25 protein-coding genes are annotated in these 20,844 nt (G+C 56.8%); 13 read left to right on the top strand and 12 right to left on the bottom strand.

All coding sequences use genetic code 11. From position 1 onward, the window contains the following. Window positions 1–222 precede the first annotated feature (222 nt). Window positions 223–1,245 carry a LacI family DNA-binding transcriptional regulator gene (locus tag ACTJJ6_RS16990; RefSeq protein ID WP_440802345.1) on the top strand — a complete coding sequence of 341 codons (1,023 nt, stop codon included), beginning with the start codon at window positions 223–225 and terminating at the stop codon, window positions 1,243–1,245. Window positions 1,246–1,279: 34 nt separating this feature from the next. Here the strand turns inward: ACTJJ6_RS16990 and ACTJJ6_RS16985 are convergent, their stop codons facing one another. Continuing rightward, a complete protein-coding gene (locus ACTJJ6_RS16985) occupies window positions 1,280–1,942 on the bottom strand; it encodes a hypothetical protein (RefSeq protein ID WP_440802347.1) in 663 nt (220 codons plus the stop codon). A gap of 176 nt (window positions 1,943–2,118) precedes the next feature. Here ACTJJ6_RS16985 and ACTJJ6_RS16980 point away from each other — a divergent pair, with 176 nt between their 5' ends. Next, complete coding sequence (locus ACTJJ6_RS16980; RefSeq protein WP_049299244.1) at window positions 2,119–2,499, top strand: nuclear transport factor 2 family protein; 381 nt, start codon at window positions 2,119–2,121, stop codon at window positions 2,497–2,499. 112 nt (window positions 2,500–2,611) lie between these two features. On the opposite strand, the gene ACTJJ6_RS16975 is transcribed toward ACTJJ6_RS16980, so the two are convergent. After that, a complete protein-coding gene (locus ACTJJ6_RS16975) occupies window positions 2,612–3,133 on the bottom strand; it encodes a GrpB family protein (protein WP_440802350.1) in 522 nt (173 codons plus the stop codon). 265 nt (window positions 3,134–3,398) lie between these two features. Here ACTJJ6_RS16975 and ACTJJ6_RS16970 point away from each other — a divergent pair, with 265 nt between their 5' ends. Next, window positions 3,399–3,776, top strand: a complete 378-nt coding sequence (locus ACTJJ6_RS16970) for a VOC family protein (RefSeq protein WP_016927710.1) — start codon at window positions 3,399–3,401, stop codon at window positions 3,774–3,776. 66 nt (window positions 3,777–3,842) lie between these two features. Further along, entirely contained in the window at window positions 3,843–4,679 is an 837-nt protein-coding gene (locus ACTJJ6_RS16965) for a DUF3626 domain-containing protein (RefSeq protein ID WP_049299246.1), read from the top strand. Window positions 4,680–4,742: 63 nt separating this feature from the next. Here ACTJJ6_RS16965 and ACTJJ6_RS16960 read toward each other — a convergent pair whose 3' ends face one another. Further along, a complete protein-coding gene (locus ACTJJ6_RS16960) occupies window positions 4,743–5,678 on the bottom strand; it encodes a GlxA family transcriptional regulator (RefSeq protein ID WP_033640301.1) in 936 nt (311 codons plus the stop codon). Between the two features lie 113 nt (window positions 5,679–5,791). Between ACTJJ6_RS16960 and ACTJJ6_RS16955 the strand changes: the two genes are divergently transcribed. Next, on the top strand, window positions 5,792–6,589 hold the full coding sequence (locus ACTJJ6_RS16955) for an SDR family NAD(P)-dependent oxidoreductase (protein WP_143778999.1): 798 nt from the start codon (window positions 5,792–5,794) through the stop codon (window positions 6,587–6,589). Between the two features lie 14 nt (window positions 6,590–6,603). Here the strand turns inward: ACTJJ6_RS16955 and ACTJJ6_RS16950 are convergent, their stop codons facing one another. The 3 genes from ACTJJ6_RS16950 to ACTJJ6_RS16940 form a co-directional block, all read right to left on the bottom strand. Continuing rightward, a complete protein-coding gene (locus ACTJJ6_RS16950) occupies window positions 6,604–7,065 on the bottom strand; it encodes a carboxymuconolactone decarboxylase family protein (protein ID WP_110147002.1) in 462 nt (153 codons plus the stop codon). A 3-nt stretch (window positions 7,066–7,068) separates the two neighbouring features. Then, window positions 7,069–7,506 carry a cupin domain-containing protein gene (locus tag ACTJJ6_RS16945; RefSeq protein WP_075205893.1) on the bottom strand — a complete coding sequence of 146 codons (438 nt, stop codon included), beginning with the start codon at window positions 7,504–7,506 and terminating at the stop codon, window positions 7,069–7,071. A 74-nt stretch (window positions 7,507–7,580) separates the two neighbouring features. Then, window positions 7,581–8,036, bottom strand: a complete 456-nt coding sequence (locus tag ACTJJ6_RS16940; protein ID WP_197834861.1) for a carboxymuconolactone decarboxylase family protein — start codon at window positions 8,034–8,036, stop codon at window positions 7,581–7,583. 170 nt (window positions 8,037–8,206) lie between these two features. Between ACTJJ6_RS16940 and pdxR the strand changes: the two genes are divergently transcribed. Further along, window positions 8,207–9,616 carry a MocR-like pyridoxine biosynthesis transcription factor PdxR gene (gene pdxR, locus ACTJJ6_RS16935; RefSeq protein WP_097102025.1) on the top strand — a complete coding sequence of 470 codons (1,410 nt, stop codon included), beginning with the start codon at window positions 8,207–8,209 and terminating at the stop codon, window positions 9,614–9,616. Window positions 9,617–9,709: 93 nt separating this feature from the next. On the opposite strand, the gene ACTJJ6_RS16930 is transcribed toward pdxR, so the two are convergent. Then, window positions 9,710–10,168, bottom strand: a complete 459-nt coding sequence (locus tag ACTJJ6_RS16930) for a YbaK/EbsC family protein (protein ID WP_016927702.1) — start codon at window positions 10,166–10,168, stop codon at window positions 9,710–9,712. Window positions 10,169–10,335: 167 nt separating this feature from the next. On the opposite strand from ACTJJ6_RS16930, the gene ACTJJ6_RS16925 reads away from it, so the two are divergent. Both ACTJJ6_RS16925 and ACTJJ6_RS16920 read left to right on the top strand, forming a co-directional pair. Next, entirely contained in the window at window positions 10,336–10,761 is a 426-nt protein-coding gene (locus tag ACTJJ6_RS16925) for a DUF2231 domain-containing protein (protein WP_028127428.1), read from the top strand. A 10-nt stretch (window positions 10,762–10,771) separates the two neighbouring features. Further along, complete coding sequence (locus tag ACTJJ6_RS16920; RefSeq protein WP_143779001.1) at window positions 10,772–12,073, top strand: PQQ-dependent sugar dehydrogenase; 1,302 nt, start codon at window positions 10,772–10,774, stop codon at window positions 12,071–12,073. Window positions 12,074–12,113: 40 nt separating this feature from the next. Here ACTJJ6_RS16920 and ACTJJ6_RS16915 read toward each other — a convergent pair whose 3' ends face one another. Continuing rightward, window positions 12,114–12,722, bottom strand: a complete 609-nt coding sequence (locus ACTJJ6_RS16915; protein WP_197834862.1) for a class I SAM-dependent DNA methyltransferase — start codon at window positions 12,720–12,722, stop codon at window positions 12,114–12,116. 244 nt (window positions 12,723–12,966) lie between these two features. On the opposite strand from ACTJJ6_RS16915, the gene ACTJJ6_RS16910 reads away from it, so the two are divergent. From ACTJJ6_RS16910 to ACTJJ6_RS16900, 3 genes are all read left to right on the top strand, one after another. Further along, a complete protein-coding gene (locus ACTJJ6_RS16910) occupies window positions 12,967–13,353 on the top strand; it encodes a DUF2946 domain-containing protein (RefSeq protein ID WP_239044579.1) in 387 nt (128 codons plus the stop codon). Between the two features lie 225 nt (window positions 13,354–13,578). Then, entirely contained in the window at window positions 13,579–15,645 is a 2,067-nt protein-coding gene (locus tag ACTJJ6_RS16905; protein WP_049299260.1) for a TonB-dependent copper receptor, read from the top strand. Window positions 15,646–15,786: 141 nt separating this feature from the next. After that, window positions 15,787–15,948, top strand: a complete 162-nt coding sequence (locus tag ACTJJ6_RS16900; RefSeq protein ID WP_016927696.1) for a hypothetical protein — start codon at window positions 15,787–15,789, stop codon at window positions 15,946–15,948. A 27-nt stretch (window positions 15,949–15,975) separates the two neighbouring features. Here ACTJJ6_RS16900 and ACTJJ6_RS16895 read toward each other — a convergent pair whose 3' ends face one another. Further along, window positions 15,976–16,869: a LysR family transcriptional regulator gene (locus ACTJJ6_RS16895; RefSeq protein WP_016927695.1), complete on the bottom strand. Its 894-nt coding sequence runs from the start codon at window positions 16,867–16,869 to the stop codon at window positions 15,976–15,978. An 84-nt stretch (window positions 16,870–16,953) separates the two neighbouring features. On the opposite strand from ACTJJ6_RS16895, the gene ACTJJ6_RS16890 reads away from it, so the two are divergent. Beyond that, entirely contained in the window at window positions 16,954–17,730 is a 777-nt protein-coding gene (locus ACTJJ6_RS16890; protein WP_016927694.1) for an NAD(P)H-dependent oxidoreductase, read from the top strand. A gap of 15 nt (window positions 17,731–17,745) precedes the next feature. On the opposite strand, the gene ACTJJ6_RS16885 is transcribed toward ACTJJ6_RS16890, so the two are convergent. Both ACTJJ6_RS16885 and ACTJJ6_RS16880 read right to left on the bottom strand, forming a co-directional pair. After that, entirely contained in the window at window positions 17,746–18,396 is a 651-nt protein-coding gene (locus tag ACTJJ6_RS16885) for a LysE family translocator (protein ID WP_028127429.1), read from the bottom strand. Between the two features lie 34 nt (window positions 18,397–18,430). Further along, window positions 18,431–19,042 carry an NAD(P)H-dependent oxidoreductase gene (locus ACTJJ6_RS16880; protein ID WP_164052400.1) on the bottom strand — a complete coding sequence of 204 codons (612 nt, stop codon included), beginning with the start codon at window positions 19,040–19,042 and terminating at the stop codon, window positions 18,431–18,433. Window positions 19,043–19,144: 102 nt separating this feature from the next. Here ACTJJ6_RS16880 and ACTJJ6_RS16875 point away from each other — a divergent pair, with 102 nt between their 5' ends. Continuing rightward, window positions 19,145–19,504 carry a winged helix-turn-helix transcriptional regulator gene (locus ACTJJ6_RS16875; protein WP_049299265.1) on the top strand — a complete coding sequence of 120 codons (360 nt, stop codon included), beginning with the start codon at window positions 19,145–19,147 and terminating at the stop codon, window positions 19,502–19,504. Window positions 19,505–19,508: 4 nt separating this feature from the next. On the opposite strand, the gene entS is transcribed toward ACTJJ6_RS16875, so the two are convergent. Then, window positions 19,509–20,792 (bottom strand): enterobactin transporter EntS, encoded by a 1,284-nt coding sequence (gene entS, locus ACTJJ6_RS16870; protein WP_049299268.1) that lies wholly within the window; start codon window positions 20,790–20,792, stop codon window positions 19,509–19,511. Window positions 20,793–20,844 lie beyond the last annotated feature (52 nt).

Genomic DNA, 20,844 nt, shown 5'->3' with positions numbered 1-20,844 from the left:
GCCACCGTGAATGTCGGCCATGGATAAAATTTGGTCAACAGGGGAAAGGTGAAAACAGCGCGGACGATCACAAACTCTTTACGCTTTGCACCCGGTTGCACAACAAATTGCAATCGGGTGCAAAAACGATACATAATTGCAGCAGATATGCCGACAGGCGCTTAGGGGATCTGAGCGAGCAGGGTATAGTTTGACTTCACCGAAGCAGGGATCGACGCAACCATGATAAAACACCACAAAGCCACCGCCAGCGACGTCGCCGAAAAGGCCGGCGTCTCTAAATGGACGGTATCGCGCGCCTTTACGCCTGGTGCGTCGATCTCGGACAACGCGCGTGAAAGCGTGTTGGCGGCGGCCGCCGAGCTGGGCTATCGGCCAAACCTGCTGGCGCGCAGCCTGTCGCAAAAACGCACGCAGATCATTGGCGTAGCCATCGACGAGATGAAGAACCCGCATTCGATGATGATGCTCGATATGGTCACCAAACAGCTGCAAACCCGCGGCTATATGGCGCTGCTGCTGAACATCACCGCGGGCGAAAACTACCGGGCGGTGATGGCGATGGCCGACCAGCTGCAGGTCGATGGCATTCTGTTCCTGGCGACGGTGTTAACCAAAGAGTGGGCGGCGATCGCGCAAGATCTGCATCAGATCCCGCTGGTGCAGGTGTGCCGCAATACGGAAAGCGAACACATTGATGTGGTCAATATCGACGGCTACCGCGCCGGCGAAGAGATCGCTGCGCTGCTGATAGAGCAAGGGCATCGGCGCTTTGGTTACATGAAGGGGCCGGACACGCAAAGCAGCCATTTACTGCGCATGGAAGGCTACCGCGACAGGCTGATGGCCGCCGGCTTTCAGTTGAATCAGGTGCTCACCGCCGGCCACTACGATCGCCAACGCGGTTTCCAACTGATGAGCGAATACCTGCAGGCAACGCCGGAAAGCGAGCGGGTTGAGGCGCTGTTCTGCGAGAACGACGTGCTGGCGCTGGGGGCGCTCGAAGCGCTCAGGCAAACGGCGCCGTCGTCCGCGATGGCCGTGGTGGGCTTCGACGATATCGATGAGGCCGGCTCAGCCAACTGGGCGCTGACCAGCTACAGCCAACGCATCGACCGGCTTGTCGAAGAAGCCTTGAATCGCCTGATCGACAATCGCGCCACGGCAGACGGCGCCTGGCGGCACGGGGAATTGCGGGTTCGGCGGTCGCATGTGAAGCAAGAGGGAATTCAGATCGCTGATTGAGTTCATGGCGGATAATATTTCCGCCATGCTAAAATTATGGAGTTTCATCTGGCACAGAGATAAGCCAGGGTGTAGCAGAGCCATTTTTTATGGCCTCAAGATAATTTCCCACCATAATCTGATTTTTTTCAGACATTTCACAAAATATTACCAGTTGGCCGAATAGTTCAGTGTTATCATTGATTTCATCAGGAATTACTTCTGGAACGAATGTAATAGCACGTTTAGACAACGTTCGCACGGTGAATTTTTTGCCAAAATCAGGTTGGCTATCAAACGCATTAACGCCTATTTCAAGTAAATTCAAAGAGGGTGAATAGATGGCATACCATGATTTTTGGTAGCAAAAAATCCCGCTTTTAAATTTTGGCATTGCTTTGAAATTAATTGTGTTTTCCTTTTTTATTCGCTTTATGGCAGTTAATGTATACTTTTTCGTTGAGTACAGATCCTTGAGAAAAATGGCAGCGCATAAAAAAACAAAGCCTGCTGAAAGAAAAGAAAATATGGTAATCAGAATGCCAGTGGCAGAAAGATCTGAATTGAGAAGGAACATTATCGTAATAGCGATAACTAGAAATGAAGCTATATTTATCAACCCATCTTTTTTTGTTATGTCCTTCCTGAATTTCACAATGAAATAAATTACTGCAGCAATGACTAAACCATAAAAAAAGAGTAATGACCGATCGGGCATGATTCCATTCGCCAAAAAATTGATATTGCGTGTAATTTATAGTAATGGTTTAAAATAAGCAATATCCGGTTTGATTTTCAACCGTTACGACAGGAATCACATCCGCTTAAATCTGAACCCCTGTGTGAGTTTCTTGTCTCCAGATTTCACGTAGCGCGATCAAAAAGGAGGGCATGTTGACCCATTTTGCAGAGTGGCTTAGCCAAATTCAGGCGCTTGAGGTTGAACTGCACCAGCCAACGACGCGCTGCGATCCAAAACGTGTCGCGGCATTGTTGCATGAAGACTTTGAAGAGATCGGTCGTTCAGGGCTGCGCTATGACAAACGCCAGACCGTTGCGGCGCTGGAGATGGAAACGGATTATCCGCCGATTTTCGCCGAAGCTTTTAAGCTGGCGCAAATCAGCGAAGGTGCCGTGTTGCTGACGTATAAAAGTTTTCAGCGTGACGCACAGGGCCGCGCCGTTCGTTGCACTGAGCGCTCATCGATTTGGCTCCTGAAAGATAAAGAGGGTTGGCAGATGCGGTTTCATCAAGGTACGCCGACTGATGATTGATTGCGTTTAAAAGCGGCGAGTGACAGTAAGCCTGGCGGGAAAATGGAATGTCGGAATGATAACGTTGAAGGTGAGGCGAGAGCTGATGTGCAGGGCTAATCCCGGTGCGTATTCAGTATTTTAATTTAACATAATATACATTATGCGCACCAATGTGAAGGTATGTGGATTCTGCCGTCCAGGCCTGATTCTTGGGGTTTCTCCTGCGGCCAACCAGGCCAGCGCCAACTGCTCGTGCCGTTGAATAAATTCGTTTTTCAATCGGCCATAAGCCACTGGGTTTTGCCGGCAGTCTTCGCTGCCTGGCATTTGATTGCCGCGTATTGCTGAGCAACATCATGATGCTTGCGCAGATAATCTCTGAACGCCAAATGTCTGATCGCCTGTTCACTCTCCGCAATAATGCATGCACGCGATGCGTGCGCTTGCCGTTCTCGCCACGCGGCGTATATCCCATGTCACGCATCCTGTCATTCAAGCTATCCAACGCCGCCAGACTTTCAACCTCCAGCAATATATCAATCGTTGGTTTGGCTGCCAGTTCCGGTACTGCTGTGCTGCCGATATGATGAATGGCCGTTAAAACGCCAGCCAATAATCTCGCGTAGTTTCGATGCGCGCTGCCATTTTCCACTTCAATAATGATGACCGGGCATGATTTTCAATGGCGCGTACCTGCCGGTATTGGCCAAGCATCCCCCTGCTTTTTTGATCGCGCTACGTGAAATCTGATAAAACGTAGCGGCTACGATACTGCAGATTTCTCTAAAACGCGTCATTTAAGCGGACAGTATTTGCACGCTAAATGCGCATTGGCGCGCGTTTGATCGCTTTCGGCACGCACCGCGGCGTTGGCTATACTGAATGGGAACATTCCTCCTCGCTCCAGGAGCCTCCCCATGTTTGATCATGTGAAATTTGGCGTCAGCGACTTTGCCCTCAGCAAAGCGTTTTTCCTCAATGCGCTGGCGCCACTGGGCGTAAAAATCGTTGCCGAAGGCGACCCCGGCTATGGCATTGAGTTGTGTCCCGAACGGGGTAATGTGTCATTGTGCCTGTTTCAAACCGATGAAAAACCGGCGCATCTGCACCTGGCATTTGCCGCAAGCAGCCGTGAGCAGGTCGATGCGTTCTACCACGCCGCGCTAAACGCCGGCGGCAAAGACAATGGCGCGCCCGGTTTGCGGCCCAATTACCATGCCCATTACTATGCGGCATTTGTGATCGCCCCGGATGGCCACAATATCGAGGCGGTTTGCCACAATCCGATGGACTAATGATTTTTCTATTTAAAACAGTCTGTTAATTATGACATCATACACTATATTTAACATAACATTGTGATGCTCGCTAACCCTGTTCTGGCCGCCATTCTTCATATTTCCAGTAAAGCGGATGGTGATCCGTTACCGACAACGATGCCCGTCACGCTTAACTTCCATCCTGATGCGCTATACCGTGGAATGACCATGATTGAGGCGTTAGCTGAGGATGGCGTGTATCGTTCGCAGTTTGAAACGCATACCAGCAACGGTGGATTAACGGCATACCCCGGTGGAGATCGTTGGGCGTGGGAAAACGCTATTTTTGGCATGGCGTATGCTGACGCAAGCCCGGAACTACGCCCTAAATATGGGGCGCTCAATTACCGAAACAGCATAACGGGAGGCTCGCCGCGCTTTGGGTCATCGCATTTCCGTATGCGCCCAGCGGCCATGGAGAGAACGACATTCTGTTACCCCGATAGCTTTTTCGCGCCGTCACATTTTGCTACTGCCGAAAAGTGCGCGCTGATTGAATTAGCCGAGCGAGATAGCCCAATCACAGACGTTTTAGATAACTATATAGAAGCTCACATACACGGCATCATGACTATTGCGGACGACGTTGAAGCCGTAGTGCTGGATGGTTGCTATAAAGACACGCCGATCGACATTTTCGCTCACCGGCTAGCCTGCCCGGTAGAATGGCATCCTGGTTACCGGCTGGCGGAAAAACACCTACCCGAGTGCGTCGATTACCGGGGAAAAGAGATTGCCGATCTGGCGCGAAAACTCGTTAACAACGGTTTTGTGACGCCATTTGATATCGGGCTCGCTCGCGGGAAAGGTTATGACCCACAGCATTTGAAGAAGGTATGGCATTGCGTCGCTAAATTTGGCAGCCCCATCGCGGAGTAAAATATTCTGTAGGCTGATGTCATTGACGCTGCTCTTCCCTACTCTCCTTATATCTGAAGTCCCTCAGCCTTCAGTATGGCGTACCTGACGACGAATAACTTGCGGCGGCTGCCCAATCGTACGAATAAAAGCGCGTCGCATGCGTTCTCTGTCGATAAATCCTGTTTGCCTGGCGATCTCATCCAGTGAACTGTTGCTCTCCTCTAACATCGCCCGCGCCGATTCCAGCCGCAGATACTCAACGGCCCTTGCCGGCGACTGTCCGGTTTCCGCCTGAAAGATACGGCTGAATTGACGAGGCGACAGATTCGCCACGTCGGCCAGTTCTTCAATATTTAGACGACGGTCCAGATTGCGGCGCGCATAGGTCAGCACCTTCTGAATGCGATCGGTTTTCGGTTCCAGCTCCAGTAGTGACGAGTACTGCGATTGTCCGCCCGTGCGGCGATGGTAAAGCACCAGTTTTCGCGCTATAGACCGGGTGATATCGGGGCCCAAATCACTTTCGATCAACGCCAGAGCGAGGTCGATAGCCGCTGTCATCCCTGCTGATGTCCAGTACGGACCATCGCAAACAAATATCCGGTCTTCTTCAACCTGTATCTTCGGGTAGCGCTGCTTGAGTTCCCGGGCATACATCCAGTGCGTGGTGGCGCGATGTCCGTCCAGCATTCCGGCTTCCGCAAGCAAAAACGTCCCAATACACGCTGCTGCGACCCGACGGGCGAATGGCGCGGCGCGGCGCACGAACGCGATGGTATCGGGTGTCGCCTTTTCCATACTGGCGCCAAACAGCAAAACATCGTAATGCGTTTCAGTAAAGGCTTCCGTCACCACATCGAAGCCCGCGGATGTGCGTAACGCGCCGCCATTTTCCGAAAGCAAATGAATGTCATAGACCGGTTCCGGCAACACCATATTGGCGACTTCAAACGCGGTAATAACCGCAAAGCCCATCGGCGAATAACCGGGTGTGAGGATAAAACCGACTCTGCGCATATAGCGGACCCATCATAATCCAATGTCATAAAAAGGTGTTTATATGACATTTAAGACATGAAATGCGAGTGTTATTGTGCTCATCATTGAAAATAACCACCCTGGAGAAAAACATGAGCACATCATCAAATGGCACCGCCCTGGTGACCGGCGCTTCAAGCGGCATCGGCGCACTCTATGCCGACAGACTCGCTAAACGCGGCTACGATCTGATCCTTGTGGCGCGCAATACTGACCGTCTGGAACAGGTTGCCCAACGGATCCGCGATACTCATCATCGTCAGGTCCGTATTATCGGCGCGGACCTCGGTAACCCGCAGGAACTACGCCATGTGGAAGAGCTACTGCGTAATGAAACGTCACTGACTATGCTGGTGAATAATGCCGGTTTTGGCGCCGTAACGCCGCTTCTGGATTCGAATGTTGATGAAATGGAAGCGATGATTAACCTCAACGTCACCGCGCTGATGCGTTTAACTTATGCGGCTGCACCGGCAATGCTCGCTCGCGGAACGGGAACAATCATCAATATCGCGTCTATCGTCGCGATTAGCCCGGAAACCCTGAATGGGATTTATGGCGCAAGCAAAGCCTTTGTGCTGGCGTTCAGCCACTCTCTGCAGCACGAGCTCGGGGATAAAGGGATTCGCGTTCAGGCCGTTTTACCCGGCGCGACGGCGACCGCGTTCTGGAATGTGCCAGGCGTAGGCGGCCATGAAAATCTGCCGCAATCATGGGTCATGAAAAGCGAGGAGATGGTCGATGCCGCGCTGGCAGGTTTAGATGCCGGTGAAACGGTGACCATCCCGCCATTGCAGGACGGTGAAGAATGGAATGCCTGGGAGGCCGCTCGGCGTACCATGAGCCAGCATCTCAGCACTGCGCAGCCGGCCTCGCGTTATCGCCGTTAAGGCACGTCCATTCATTACTTCTGATGCTCCAAAACCGCCTGAGGGATATTACGAAAGCTTATCGCCAGGCGGTTGTAGGCGTTGATGAGACTGATAGCCAGCGTAAGGTCACATACCTCTTCGTCGCTGAAATAGCGCCGCAAATCTGGCGCGCGTTCACGCCGGTTTGATGAAGGGGCAATGAGCGTCATATATTCAGCCCAGGCTAACGCCGCGCGCTCCTTTAAAGAAAAAATGCCTTCGGTACAGACCCATCCCTGGAGCGCCGCCAGTTTCTCGGCGCCGACGCCCTCTTTCATCAACATACGCGTATGCAAATCAGTGCAATACGCGCAGCCGTTAATCTGGCTGACGCGTAAATTAATGAGATCGCGCAGTCGCTCGTCCAAACCGCAATGACAGAGGTAATGGTCAATGGCGCTGAATGCCTGGACGCCAGCGGAGGACGTCCGGGTGTAATCAATTCGGACTCCCATTTATTACGGCTTACTGTCTGGCGTGGTGAGCTGAGTATCTTTGGTGTCCACGACAAATACCGCCAGTAGTTTCGCCGGTTTGGTTTTGCTGGCGTTACTGCTGACAACATGGTGCGCGCCAGGATCTTCATACCAGCTTTCGCCTGCCCGATAAGTCCGTTCAGGTTGACCTTCGACCTGACTGATAATCTCGCCTTCCACGACATAAGCGTAGATAAATGAAGAAGGAGCATGCGTATGAGATGCTGATGCAGCGCCCGCAGGATAAATGACTTCGACGGCAGTAAGCGATTTACCCGGAATGTTGGGGATCGCATGCGAAAAATTCGGTTTAACCGTCTCGCCTTGCCCCTGTGGTTCAACGCCATGCGCCAAAACGGTTGTTGAGAAGATCATTCCAACAGCGGCCACTGCGGATAATAATGGATTTCTGCTTATCATATGACGGGCTCCTGACTGGAGTTGCTAAAGCAGGTGTGACGCCGCGCGATCTCGCTACGTCACAACACGCAATATCAGGGTTTTTGCGCTTCCTGCGGTACATTGCGGAAACTGATAGCCAGACGGTTATAGGCGTTGATTAAGCCTATCGCCATCGTCAAATCCGCCAGTTCCTTATCTTCGAAAACGGCAGATGCCGCCGCAAAGGCTTCATCCGGAACATGCGTTTCAGAAACCCGGGTGACGGTCTCGGCCCAGGACAGCGCCGCCTTTTCACGCGCGGTAAAGACCTCTCCGGCTTCCTCCCAGACTTGCACCAAAGCAAGTTTGACGGGGCTGAGACCTTTCTTCAGGAGATCGCGTGTGTGCATATCCAGGCAATAAGCGCAGCCGTTAATTTGGCTGACGCGCAAATTAACCAGTTCCACGAGCGTATTCTCCAGGCCACATTGCGCGACGTAGGTATAAACACCACCGAGCGCTTTAACCCCTGTCGGAGAAGTTTTAGTATAATCAATGCGTTGACTCATTTTTTATTTCCTTTATCGTTGAAACTGAGTCAAGCATAACAGCTGGATTTACACTTAAAAGAACCAAAAAACGAAGATTTTGCTGTACCACGCATCCGGGATGGTTAAAACATGCTGACCAGAGATGCCTCTGCTATTTCAAGTACATCTGCTGATTAATGGAGCCATATATGAACAGACCCACTCTGGCGCTGACGATTGACCGTAACGCACGGATATCCATCGCCGAGCAGATCCGCCAGGGGATCACCGAAGCCATTGAGAGCGGTGTTCTTGCGCCAGGCACAAGGCTCCCTTCATGGATTGACCTTGCCATACAATTGGGTATCTCTCGCGGCACGGTTAAGACCGCCTATGAACGGTTATCCGATGAGCAACTTGTCGTGATGTCCCGCTCTCGTGGAACCTGTGTCGTGGATAATCTACCGCCGGGCAGGGCGGCGAAAAAGGTGCCTGAATCCGTACCCACTTCAGAATTGTTTCAGGATTTTCTCTTCCCTACAGGCGATTTTCAGATGGGGATCCCTGCCGGCGATGTCTTTCCCGTCCCCCTCTTCTCACGCCTTTTTGCGGCGTCAGCCCGTCACGCCGTGCAGTCCAGACAATGCTATGGCGACCCCAGAGGGGAAAGCGAGTTGCGCCGCGAAATCGCCGGTCAGCTCACCCTTTCCAGAGGAATCAAATGCCATCCTTCTCAAGTTTTCGTGACTGCCGGATTCACCGGAGGACTTGGCCTCATACTGCACGCGCTGTCTTTACGCGGGCACAAAGCCTGGGTGGAAAATCCTGGCTTTCCGCCGGCAAGAAAAGCCTTGAGCCTTGCGGGCCTGGCCACGGTACCTGTGCGGGTCGATTCCGAAGGGATGGATATAGAATATGGCATCCATCACGCGCCTGACGCGGCAATCGCGCTGGTCACCCCCGGGCAGCAAGCGCCCCTGGGGATGGCATTATCATTGGAACGGCGCCACCGTTTAATTGAGTGGGCCCACCAAAATGGCCGCTGGATCATCGAGGATGACTATCTGGGGGAGTTGCAGCTTAATCGCCGCGCGGCGCCAGCGCTGGCGTCACAGGATATTTATGGTCGGGTTATCCATATTGGATCATTCAGTAAAACCATTAGCCCGGCTCTACGCCTGGGGTTTGTCGTGGCGCCGCCATCGCTTGTCGAGACGGTTGCTGATGTCGCCGCCTCGCTTTCCCCCGCTCCGACTCCCGCGATCCAGATGGCGGTGCATGCCTTTTTGAGTGAGGGGCATTTTCTTCGGCATCTGCGAAAAATGAAAAGAGTTTACCATGCCAGAAGTACTGAACTTTCCCGCATAATGAAGGCGTTAGGCTACACCGTTCAGGTCCATGGTTTATCCGTCTTAATCAACCTGCCAGACGGCTCTCAGGATCGCACCATTGCGCATTACGCCTATAACTTTGGCCTGGCGCCATCCCCGCTTTCAGCCTGGTATCAGTCAGGGGTAGCGGAAAAGTCCGGTCTGTTGCTTGGCGTATCAGGCAAGGAAGGCGAATCACTCCTCCATGCCTGCGAGCGGCTGGATCGATTGATCCGTAAACTCGCTTAACGGCCCCTTGCGATTATCGTATTGACGAAGTGAGTGACATTTCAAACGGGCTAAATCGGGTGACTTTTTAATCTTGCAATAACACACTTGCAGTTACCCTGTCACGTCAATCCACTCCGCTCCGGTGATGCTGGCCAGCCGTTGCGGCGCAATTCTCACGCCTGAGTTATCACTGCCGCCTGCCGGAAGCACTTCACTGTAGCTGCACAGGCTGCGATCGCAGTAAACTCTCACCGTTGCCGGTGCGGCAAAGGGGCAAACGCCGCCGGGCGGATAGCCGGTCAGCGCCTCCACCTCCTCCGCCGGCAGCATGCGTGCCTTTACGCCAAAGAATTGCTTGTACTTCTTGTTATCGATTCTGGCGGTTCCCGCCATCACCAACAACACCACGCCGTCGTTCACGCGAAACGAAAGCGTCTTGGCGATCTGCCCGCCCTCCACGCCAAAGGCTTCCGCCGCCAGCGCTACCGTCGCGGTGTTCTTTGCCAGCACCGTCACCGCCGTTTCCGGCGCGTGCTCGGCCAGAAATCGCTGAACGCGCTCTACACTCATGCCCTTCCTCCAGATGTTGCTAAGCCATTGATAATGCCGTGGTGACGGTTTCGGTTTTAACATCGCATGCTAAAAATGAGAATCAAAATTGTTCAAATCGGTGAATCTGAACAAAGCTTTAAGGGGCCAACGCCTTTTTATCTATCATTTTTCATGGAGATACCAGTATGACCACGCAAACGACAGCAAGGCCTTCAGCGGCCGCGGTGGCCGTCTATGAATGGCTCAATCCGATACCCTATGGATTTTTTACCGCGGCGCTCATTTTCGACATCATCTATGCCTGCACGGCGAATATTCAATGGGTCAATGGTGCCAGTTGGCTGATCGCCATCGGCCTGATTTTTGCCATCATTCCCCGACTGATTAACCTGGTGCAGGTGTGGTTCGGCAGCGGCCGGCTACAGGGCTTATCGGTCAAGCTCCATTTCTGGCTGAATCTGTTGGCCATCGTTCTCGCCATTATCAACGCTTTCGTGCATAGCCGGGATGCGTATGCCGTGGTGCCGCAAGGCCTGGTGCTGTCTGCGATCGTGGTCGCGCTGCTGAGCTTCGCCAACATTCTGCTGGCCGTGAGCGCCCGCGCAAAATAAGGAGGTTTTCATGAAGCTATCATCCATCGCGATTGCGCTTTCGGCCGTACTGGCGCTGGCCGGCTGCGATAACAGTGCCGTCATTTCGCCGGAACAACAAATGGGGCCGGATCCGGCATTGCCGGCGGCGCAAGATTTCCTGATGCCGCCGATGCAGGTGCCAAAGGGCGTGGGCTGGCAGCAAAACCAGATGCCGAAAGTCGCCGAAGGCTTGAAAATCGACAAGGTGGCAGACGGTTTGCTGCACCCGCGTCAGTTGCTTACCCTGCCCAACGGCGATGTGTTGGTGGTGGAGGCCAACGGGCCGGGCACCGAAGCGGTCAGCACACCCAAGCAGCTGATCGCCGGGCTGGTTAAGGGGCAGTCAGGTAAAGGGGGAAAAGGTGGTAACCGCATCACCCTGTTGCGCCCCACCGCCGACGGCAGCTGGGAAAAGCATGTCTTCCTCGAGGGGCTCGATTCTCCATTCGGCGTTCAGCTGATTGGCAACACCCTGTATGTGGCCAACACCGGCAATATCATGCAGTACGCCTATCAGCCGGGCGAAACGCGCATCAGCGATCCGGGTAAAGAGCTGGCCGATCTGCCGGACACCATCAACCATCATTGGACCAAGGCCCTGCTGGCCAGCCTGGACGGTAAAAAGCTGTATGTCGGCGTTGGATCCAACAGCAACATCACCGAAAACGGCCTGGCCGTAGAGTACCGGCGCGCCGCCGTGTTGGAAGTGGACACCGCCTCCGGCGCCAGCCGCATCTTCGCCAGCGGCCTGCGCAATCCGACCGGGCTGCAGTGGGAACCGCACAGCGGCAAGCTGTGGGCCATCGTCAACGAGCGTGACGAGATCGGCGCCGATCTGGTGCCGGACTACCTGACCTCGGTACAGGACGGCGGCTTCTACGGCTGGCCTTACAGCTATTTCGGCCAGCACGTCGATCGTCGGGTGCAGCCGGCGCGGCCGGATCTGGTGGCGAAAGCCATCAAGCCGGACTACGCCCTCAGCTCGCACGTCGCGCCGCTGGGGCTGCTGTTCTACACCGCAAGCGCTCTGCCGGCCGACTATCGCGGCGGCGCCTTTGTCAGTGAGCACGGCAGTTGGGATCGCTCGCCGCTGAACGGCTACCGGGTCAGCTACGTGGCGTTCGAACAAGGCAAGCCGGTCGGTAAACTCAAAGCGGTAGTCACCGGCTTTGTCTCCGACGACGAGAAGGAACTCTATGGCGCACCGGTTGGATTAGCGGTCGACAAGGCCGGCGCCCTGCTGATTGCGGATGACGTGGGCAACACCGTTTGGCGCGTCAGCGCTAAATAACGTTAACGTGCAGGTTCCGATGAACCTGCACGTGACGTTGTCACTTGATGCTTTGCGCCAACCAGACCGTTCTTCCCCCGCAGGCGGGATCTTCCACCACATGATCGACCACGCGGAAGCCGTTCTCCTGCAGCAGGCGCGTATACTCCTCCGGCGCCAGGCTGGCGTGAAACAGCGGCTGGCCTTCGAAATTGCCGATCGCCACGCCGTCTTCAGGGCCGCTGGTGAACATCAGTGCGGCATGCGGCTTGGCGTGCCGTCTGAACAGTAGAAACATGCGGCGCTGATCGTTGCGCGCCAGATGGAAGAAGCTGTCCCAGGCCAGCAGGCCGTCGAATCTTGTCGCCAGATTCAGCCGGCGCATGTCCATCTGCCGCCACTCCTGCTGTGGAAAACGCTGCCGGCAGCGCGCGATCATCGCCTGCGCGCCGTCGATGCCGGTGACTCGATACCCTTGTTCGATAAAATAGGCGGCGATCGGCGCGCCATTGCCGCAGCCGAGATCCAGCAGCCGCGCGTTGGCCAGGGTAAGCTGCAAAAAGCGGTCGAGCCACGGCCGCTCGAACAGCGTGGTGGGTCTGAGGCGTTCCCAGGCGGCGGCATGTTCGTCATAAAGCGGAATAATCGTGCTCGCCAGTTCTTCCGTCATTAATATTGTCCCCGTCACGTTAGTGGCGCAATAAAAATAGCCTTTGGTCAGAATTAAAGCGCTTATCCGATAATATATTCATCAACAGGCCGTTGACCAGAAATAAAAGGTTTTAACATTTCGACATAAACCAGTACAATTCCCTCCCCTGTGTTAACCCTTTTTTAGGTTGATTGTGTCGTTAATTCAGCCCTCTGCATCGCGAAATCGGGCCGCCGCCTGGTTAGGGGTGTTTGCCATTCTGATGTTGTTCATTGCGCCGGTGATCTCGCGATCTCTGGAGCATGTACGCGCCGGAAGTGCTGGAACGGCCGTCATGGCGGATTGCGGCATGGATATGCCGATGCATCACGGGATGCACTCACCGCCGTCTGAACCTGAAAAAGCCTCGCAGCCGCTGATGCAGCACGGCGGCGGCCACCACAACATGGCGATGATGATGGACGACAGCGCCTGCGGCTACTGCGTGCTGTTGCTGCACGCGCCGCTGCTGGACGTGAGCCACGCCCCGCTGTTCTGGTCTCAGTCGCTGGCTTCGCGCCCGCCGCCGATCCGCTATCTCGTTCCCCTGTTTGCCCACGTCGTTCACACCGAATTACAGCCGCGCGCGCCCCCCCTCTCTTTCCTCTGATTTAACAATAAGCCCATTGCCGTTCTCTGTATTGCCGTTGATCGCTTCAACCCGGCGGAATTAATTCGCCCAACGATTAAGCACCGAGACGACATTATTAATCCGGTTATTTCCACGCTGATGGAATTAACCCCCGTATTTACCGATGGTGATTTTCGCCAGGCCGCCCCACGCCTGAATAATCCCTCGGCCAAGAACGGAAAAAAGTTAGCTTAAGGAAAGATGATGTTTAAACCCGTTTATAAAAAGAACGCCGCCGCCCGCGCCATCACCGCCGCCATGCCGCTGTTCCTGCTGGCTGGCCACGCGGCGCAGGCGCATCAGCACCCTGCCAACACACAGGTTAATGATGGCGACGTGATCACCGTCACCGCACCGCTCTACTCTCCGCTGACCATCGTGACGTCACCGAAAACTCCGCGTCAGCCGGTGCCGGCCAGCGATGGCTCGGACTACCTGAAAACCATTCCCGGTTTTTCTCAGATCCGCAACGGCGGCACCAACGGCGATCCGGTGTTCCGCGGCATGTTCGGTTCGCGGTTGAAGATCCTCACCGACGGTTCGGAAATGCTGGGCGCCTGCCCATCGAGAATGGATGCGCCCACCTCTTACATCTCGCCGGAAAGTTTCGATCTGCTGACCATCACCAAAGGGCCGCAGACGGTGCTGTGGGGACCGGGATCGTCGGCGGGCACCGTGCGTTTCGAACGTGAACGCCCACGCTTCGACAAGCCGGGCGTCAAGGGCAACGCCAGCGTGCTGACCGGCTCCAACGGCCGCTGGGACGAGAATATCGACGCCAGCCTCGGCGCCGAGCAAGGTTACTTGCGGGTGATGGCCAACAAATCTCGTTCCAACGATTATCAGGACGGCACCAATACGCGCGTGCCGTCGCGCTGGGACAAGTGGAACGGCGATCTGGCGCTCGGCTGGACGCCGGACAACGATACGCTGCTGGAAGTGACCATGGGCCGCGGCAACGGCGAAGCGCGCTATGCCGGCCGCAGCATGGACGGTTCGCAGTTCAAGCGCGAAAGCCTGGGCATGCGGGTGGAAAAATCCAACATCGGCGAGGTGCTGGATAAGCTGGAAGCGCAGGTCTACTACAATTACGCCAACCACGTGATGGACAACGTCACCCTGCGCTCACCGGGCAGCGGCGGCATGGGTGGGCACGGTGGCCATGGCGGTATGGGCATGGGCGGCCATGGCGGACATATGATGTCCTCCGGCATGACGATGCAGCTCGATCGCCGCACCGTTGGCGGCCGCGTAATGGGCACCTGGCTGTGGCAGGACGTGAAGCTGGAAAGCGGCCTGGACACCCAAACCAACACCCATCGCAGCATGAGCCGCGGCAGCTGGGAAAAAGACGCCCAGTTCAACAGCTACGGCGCCTTCAGCGAACTGACCTGGTCCACCAGCGAACAGGATAAACTGATCGGCGGCGCGCGTCTCGATCGCACCCTGGTGGAAAACTTCCGCAACGGCGGCGACGCGGAGCGTTCCGACACCCTGCCGAGCGGTTTTATGCGCCTGGAACACACGCTGGCCGAGCTGCCGCTGATGCTGTACGCCGGCGTCGGTTATACTGAGCGTTTCCCGGATTACTGGGAGCTGTTCTCGCCGAAGCTCGGCCCGAATGGCAGCAAGGATCCGTTCTCCAGCGTCAAGAGCGAGAAAACTACGCAGCTCGACATCGGCGCACAATACAACGGCAAGCGCTTCAACGGCTGGATCTCCGCTTATGTGGGCCGCGTCGATGATTTCATCCTGTTCAAATACGATCCGCACAATGCGCGTCTCAGCCAGGCCGATAACGTCAACGCCAACATCATGGGCGGCGAAATGGGCATGGGTTATCAGTTGAGCGAGCACTGGAAAACCGACGCCAGCCTGGCCTACTCCTGGGGCAAAAACACCAGCGACGGCCGCCCGCTGCCGCAGATCCCGCCGCTGGAGGCGCGTCTGGGGCTGACCTACGAGTACGGCGACTGGAGCGGCACCGGGCTGTGGCGTTTGGTCAGCAGCCAAAACCGCGTGGCGATCAACGAAGGCAACGTGGTGGGCAAAGACTTTGCCGAAAGCGCCGGCTTCGGCGTGCTCTCCGCGAACGCCGCCTACAAGGTGAATAAAAACGTCAAGCTGAGCGCCGGTCTGGATAACATCCTGAACAAGACCTACAGCGAGCACCTCAACCTGGCGGGCAACAGCGCCTTCGGCTATTCGGCCAACAGCGCGGTGAATGAACCGGGCCGCACCCTGTGGGCCAAGGTTAACGTCACCTTCTAAACCGTTCACCGGGCGATGGGCAACCGTCGCCCGGTCATGCGATATGCGATCCGGTTCTTAGGATATGAGTTTTAAGTTTTTCCCATTCGGTTAGGCGGCGATTACTATCGTCCTCAGGTTAATCATGGTCCCGGAGGGAATATGCAAAAGATCACTCGTTTTCTGGCCCTGCTCGGCGAGCTGATGATCGAAAAAGCCGAAGACGCCGCGCCGCAAGCTGCTCAGCCTGACGATCGCGACGACGCGTTGCCACCGCGCCTCGAACGTGGCGTTCCGCTGGCCGACCGCTTCCTGTTCATGTAATTTCCCGCGCTGTTTACATTAGCCCGATCACACTGAACGCACGATATGTTCGCGCAGCCACCGGTGAGCGGGATCCCGATGCGATCGTTCGTGCCACAGCATCGTCATTTCAAAACCCGGCACCGCCAACGGCGGTTTGAGTTGCTGCAATAACGGTTGGTTGCGCACCAGCCGCTCCGGCAACATCGCCACCAAATCGGACTGCGTCAGTACCGAGATCACGAAGAGAAAATGCGGCACGGAAAGCACCACGCGCCGCGTCAGCCCCACGTCCGCCAGCGCCTGGTCGGTGATGCCGTAGAAACCGCCACCGTCCGGCGAAACCATCACCTGCTCCAATAGGCAGAATTGCGCCAGCGTCAGGTTTTCATGCAGCTTAGGGTGACCGACTCTGCCCACCAGCACATAGCGTTCACGGAATAGCGTACGCTGACGCAGACCGGGCGGCGCCCCTTCGCGGGTGTGAAACGCCAGATCGATCTCTCCCTGTTCCGCCAGTTTGGCGATGCGTGACGGCGCGGTTTCCAGCACCGCCAGCCGGGTGCCGGGCGCCGCCGTGCGCAAACCGTTCAGCGCCGGCAGGACGATGGTGGATTCGCCGTAGTCGAAGGCGGCCACACGCCAGATATCGGTCGCCACAGCGGGATCGAACGGCGTCGCCGGCGTCACCGCCAACTCAAGCGCCGCCAGCGCCTGACGCAGCGGTTCCCGCAGTTGCTCCGCTCTGGCGGTCGGACGCATGCCGCGCGGGCCGGGCAACAGCAGCGGATCGTCAAAGATCGCCCGCAGTTTGGCGAGATGCACGCTGACTGCCGGCTGAGAGAAATTGAGCCGCTGCGCCGCGCGCGTGACGTTGTGCTCAGCCAGCAGCGCGTCGAGCGTCACCAGCAGATTGAGATCCAGCCGCCTTAAATTATTCATGCTTATACCTGGGATAACGGTAATTCATTTCTAATATACCTCGTGACGCCCTACTCTGCAGCTCTCACACCAAGGAGCGTTGTTATGAATGTGCTGATTGTTTACGCCCACCCGGAGCCACAGTCGCTGACCGGCTCACTGAAAAACTTCGCCGTTGAGCGCCTGACGCAGGCCGGCCATCAGGTCCAGGTGTCAGACCTGTACGCCATGAAGTGGAAAGCGGCGATCGACGCCGACGACAGCCTGGAAGGCGCATCAGGGCCCCGTTTCGATCCTTCGCTGGATTCCCGGCGCGCGTTTGCCAACGGCGTGCAGAGCGCCGACATCGAACGGGAGCAACAAAAGCTGCGTTGGGCGGACGCGGTGCTGTTGCAGTTCCCACTGTGGTGGTTCTCGATGCCGGCGATGCTGAAAGGCTGGTTCGATCGCGTCTATGCCTATGGTTTTGCCTACGGCGTCGGTGAGCATTCCGATACCCATTGGGGCGACCGTTACGGCGAGGGTATGTTGGCAGGCAAACGGGCGATGCTGATCGTCAGCGCCGGCGGCTGGGAATCCCATTACGCCCCACGCGGCATTAACGGGCCGATCGACGATATTCTGTTCCCGATCCAGCACGGCATGCTGCATTACCCGGGGTTCGAGGTGTTGCCGCCGTTCGTCACCTACCGCGCCGGTAAGACCGACGAGACGCGCTTTGCCGCCCTGTGCGAACAGCTCGGACAGCGGCTCGATAATCTGTGGCACACCGAGCCGATTCCGTTTCGGCGGCAGAACGCCGGTGACTACCTGATCCCGCAGCTGACGCTGAAAGCCCATCTGGCGCCGGGGCAAGACGGTTTTAGCATTCACCTGAAATAGCGCGAGCCGCTCCCCTTATCGCGGCGCTGACACAGCGCCGCCCCCGAGGAGGAGTTTGGCGCCCAATCCCATCATGACCACGCCCGTAAATCGCTGCTGCCAGACCAACAAACGGGGATTGCGGGCGAGCCATTGCCCCACGGTGCCGGAGGCCATAGCGACAGAGCCCAGCGAAAGGATCCCGGCCAGCTTCTGAATGGAACCTAAAACGAGCAATTGCAACCAAACCGGCCCGGTTTCAGGGTTAACAAACTGCGGGAGAAAAGCAAACATGAACAGCAGCGACTTAGGGTTGGTCAGGCTGTTAATCGCCCCTTCTTTCACCGCCTGCCACCCGGTCATCATCCGGGGTTTCAGCACGGCATCGGAACGCTGCCGGCTTACCTTCAGCATTTTTATCCCCAGCCAGACCAGATAGGCGGCCCCAACCCAACGCAATACGTCCAACGCCAGCGGATAACTATGCAACAGCGTGGCGAGGCCGAGCACCAGCATGGAAACCTGCACCATACCGGCGACAAAAACCATGCCGAAAACATTGAGCAGCGCGATGCGACGACCTTGGCCGATACCCCGGGCCAGCGTGAGCATCATATCCGGTCCGGGAGAGAGTTCCAGAAGGGTGAGTGCAACAAGAAAAGCAATAAACGTTTCGGCTGAAGGCATGGGGTTATCACCGGCGCGTCAAAGAATACGGCAATCATATTCCTCCCCGGACATTCGCAACAGCACTATCAGACGCATCCGGGGCGTGTCGTTCATTCAGGGCGGCGAGAAATGCCTGATAGCCTTGCGCGCTGCGATCCAATTCGTGGGATTGCAGCGGCTCCACCGCCCCGTCCGAAGCGGCTTCCTTGCCGTAAAAGGCAAAGAACGAAGCATAGTCGGCCCGCACGTAATCGGCGGTCACTTCAAACGGCCGGAAGATCTCCTCCAGCGAGTAGCGATAACGCCCGTCGCGCGCGTAATCTTCTGCGCGCACGCCCGCCGTGACCGCCAGCGCCAGTTTCTTGTTCTGCATCTTATAGCCGCTGCGGGAACCGTAGGCCCAGCCGTAGGTGAGCACGTCGTCCAGCCATTTTTTCAGCAGCGGCGGGCTGCTGAACCAGTAAATCGGGAACTGCAGCACGATGTTGTCATGCGCTTCAATCAACTGCTGTTCTTTGGCGACATCGATCTGCCAGTCCGGATAGGCCTGATGCAATTCGTGCACGGTATACAGCGCCGGATAGCGGCGCAGTTCCTCCAGCCAACGTTTGTTGACCACCGAGTTCGCCATATCGGGATGTGTTACTACCACCAAGGTTTTCATACTGATCTCTCCAGTCAGGTGTTTCGACGCATCTTAGGGTATGCTGACAGAATGTAAAATACGCACACTCACGACACATACTTACCCTGGAGAAAGTATAAAATGACCGCCGAATCCCGCTGCAGCCCAACGGGCATCAGCCTCGAAGACACCGGCTATGGCTACACCCTGTCGGTGATCAACGGCAAATATAAAATGATTATTCTCTACTGGCTGGCGCTGTATAAGCCGGTATTGCGGTTCAACGAACTGCAGCGCTGCATCGGCACTATTTCGTACAAAACGCTGAGTTCGACGCTGAAAGAGCTGGAAAAAGATCGCCTGGTGGTAAGAAAGGAGTATCCGCAGATCCCGCCCAAGGTGGAGTACAGCCTGTCCGAGCGCGGACGTTCGCTGATCCCGGTGATCGACATGATGTGTAACTGGGGGGAGCAGCACCGGCCGGAACAGCCGGTGCCGTGAGGGGTTAGTTGTCCGCCGCCGCTGAGGTTGCCGGCGCGGGTTCATCGTGCTCGACCAGCGCGTCCGCCGGCCGGCACTGGCGCAGCGTGCGTACGCTGAAAGCCACCAGCACGCCCAACAAGGCGGCGAATGCGCCAAACGACAGCACGCTCATCAACGGGGTAAATACCCGGCCCAGTACGCCGAGCCCCAGCGCGCCGATCGAATCGCCGGTTACGTCCTGCGCGGTGCCGAGGCTGTTCACCCGCCCCAGCAGATGGTCCGGCGTGTTGCTCTGGATCAGCATGAACTGCAGAAGTGAGGCGATGGCGTTGGCGTAGCCGTAGCACACCAGCGCCAGCAGCGCCGGCGCCAGGTGGCTGAACAGCCCCAGTGACGCGATGGCGGTAAACGCGACGATGGCGGCGATCAGGATCAGCACGCCAGGGCGAGCGTATCGCCCCACCCAGCCGCTGGTCAGCGCGCCCAGCATCGCACCGAGCGGCACCGCGGAGTACATCAGGCCGATAGAGGACGCCCCGACGTGGTAAGCGTCCTGCGCCAGCGCCGGGAACAGCACCCTGACGGCGCCGACGATGCTCATCAGCATCCCCAGCAGCACCACCGAGCCGACCACCTTATTGCGCCAGACAAACTGGAAGCCGCTGGCGAGCGCGCGCAGCGGGTGTTCCGGCTCCTGCTGCTGCGGCAACAGCGTCGGCAAGCGCACCAGCGGCACAAGGGTGCCCAGCGTCCCTGCCGCCGCGACGGCAAACGCCAGCCCCACGCCGCCGAACACGATGATAATCCCGCCCAGCGCCGGCGCCAGGATCGCGCCGATGCGCACCGTCACCATGCTCAAGGCCCCCGCCGCCGCCAGGTTTTCGCGCCCGACCAGCAGCGGGATCACCGCCATCAGCGCCGTCATGCCCAGCGCGCCGAAGAAGCCGTCCCAGGCCGCCAACAGGTAGAGCGCCCACAGCGACGGGGCCGGGGCGAAGGCGTTCAGACTCAGGGCGACAAAGCCCAGCCCGCAGGTGCCGCGCGCAAACAGGATCAGCTTGCGGCGATCGTAGCGATCGGCGAGCACGCCGCCCAGCATCAGGCCGATAAACATGCCCACGCCGTCCAGCGCCACCGCGACCCCCACCTGCAACGTGGAGCCGGTCATCGCCTGGATCTGAATCGGCACCCCCACCGCCAGCATGCCGAGGGAAAACACCGACAGCATGCGGGCGCAGAAAATCGCGCGGAAATGCGCATTGCTTCTCAGCAAACTGAAATCAAGAAAAAAAGAAGGTCTGGCCATAGTGTCCTGCATATCATGTTTTAGTGCGGGCCGGGACGCACGCCCCGGCCCG

The organism is Serratia sp. 22278, assembly GCF_052045405.1.
In the GTDB taxonomy this organism is placed as follows: Bacteria; Pseudomonadota; Gammaproteobacteria; order Enterobacterales; family Enterobacteriaceae; genus Serratia; species Serratia marcescens.
This window is presented reverse-complemented; position numbering and strand designations above follow the sequence as displayed.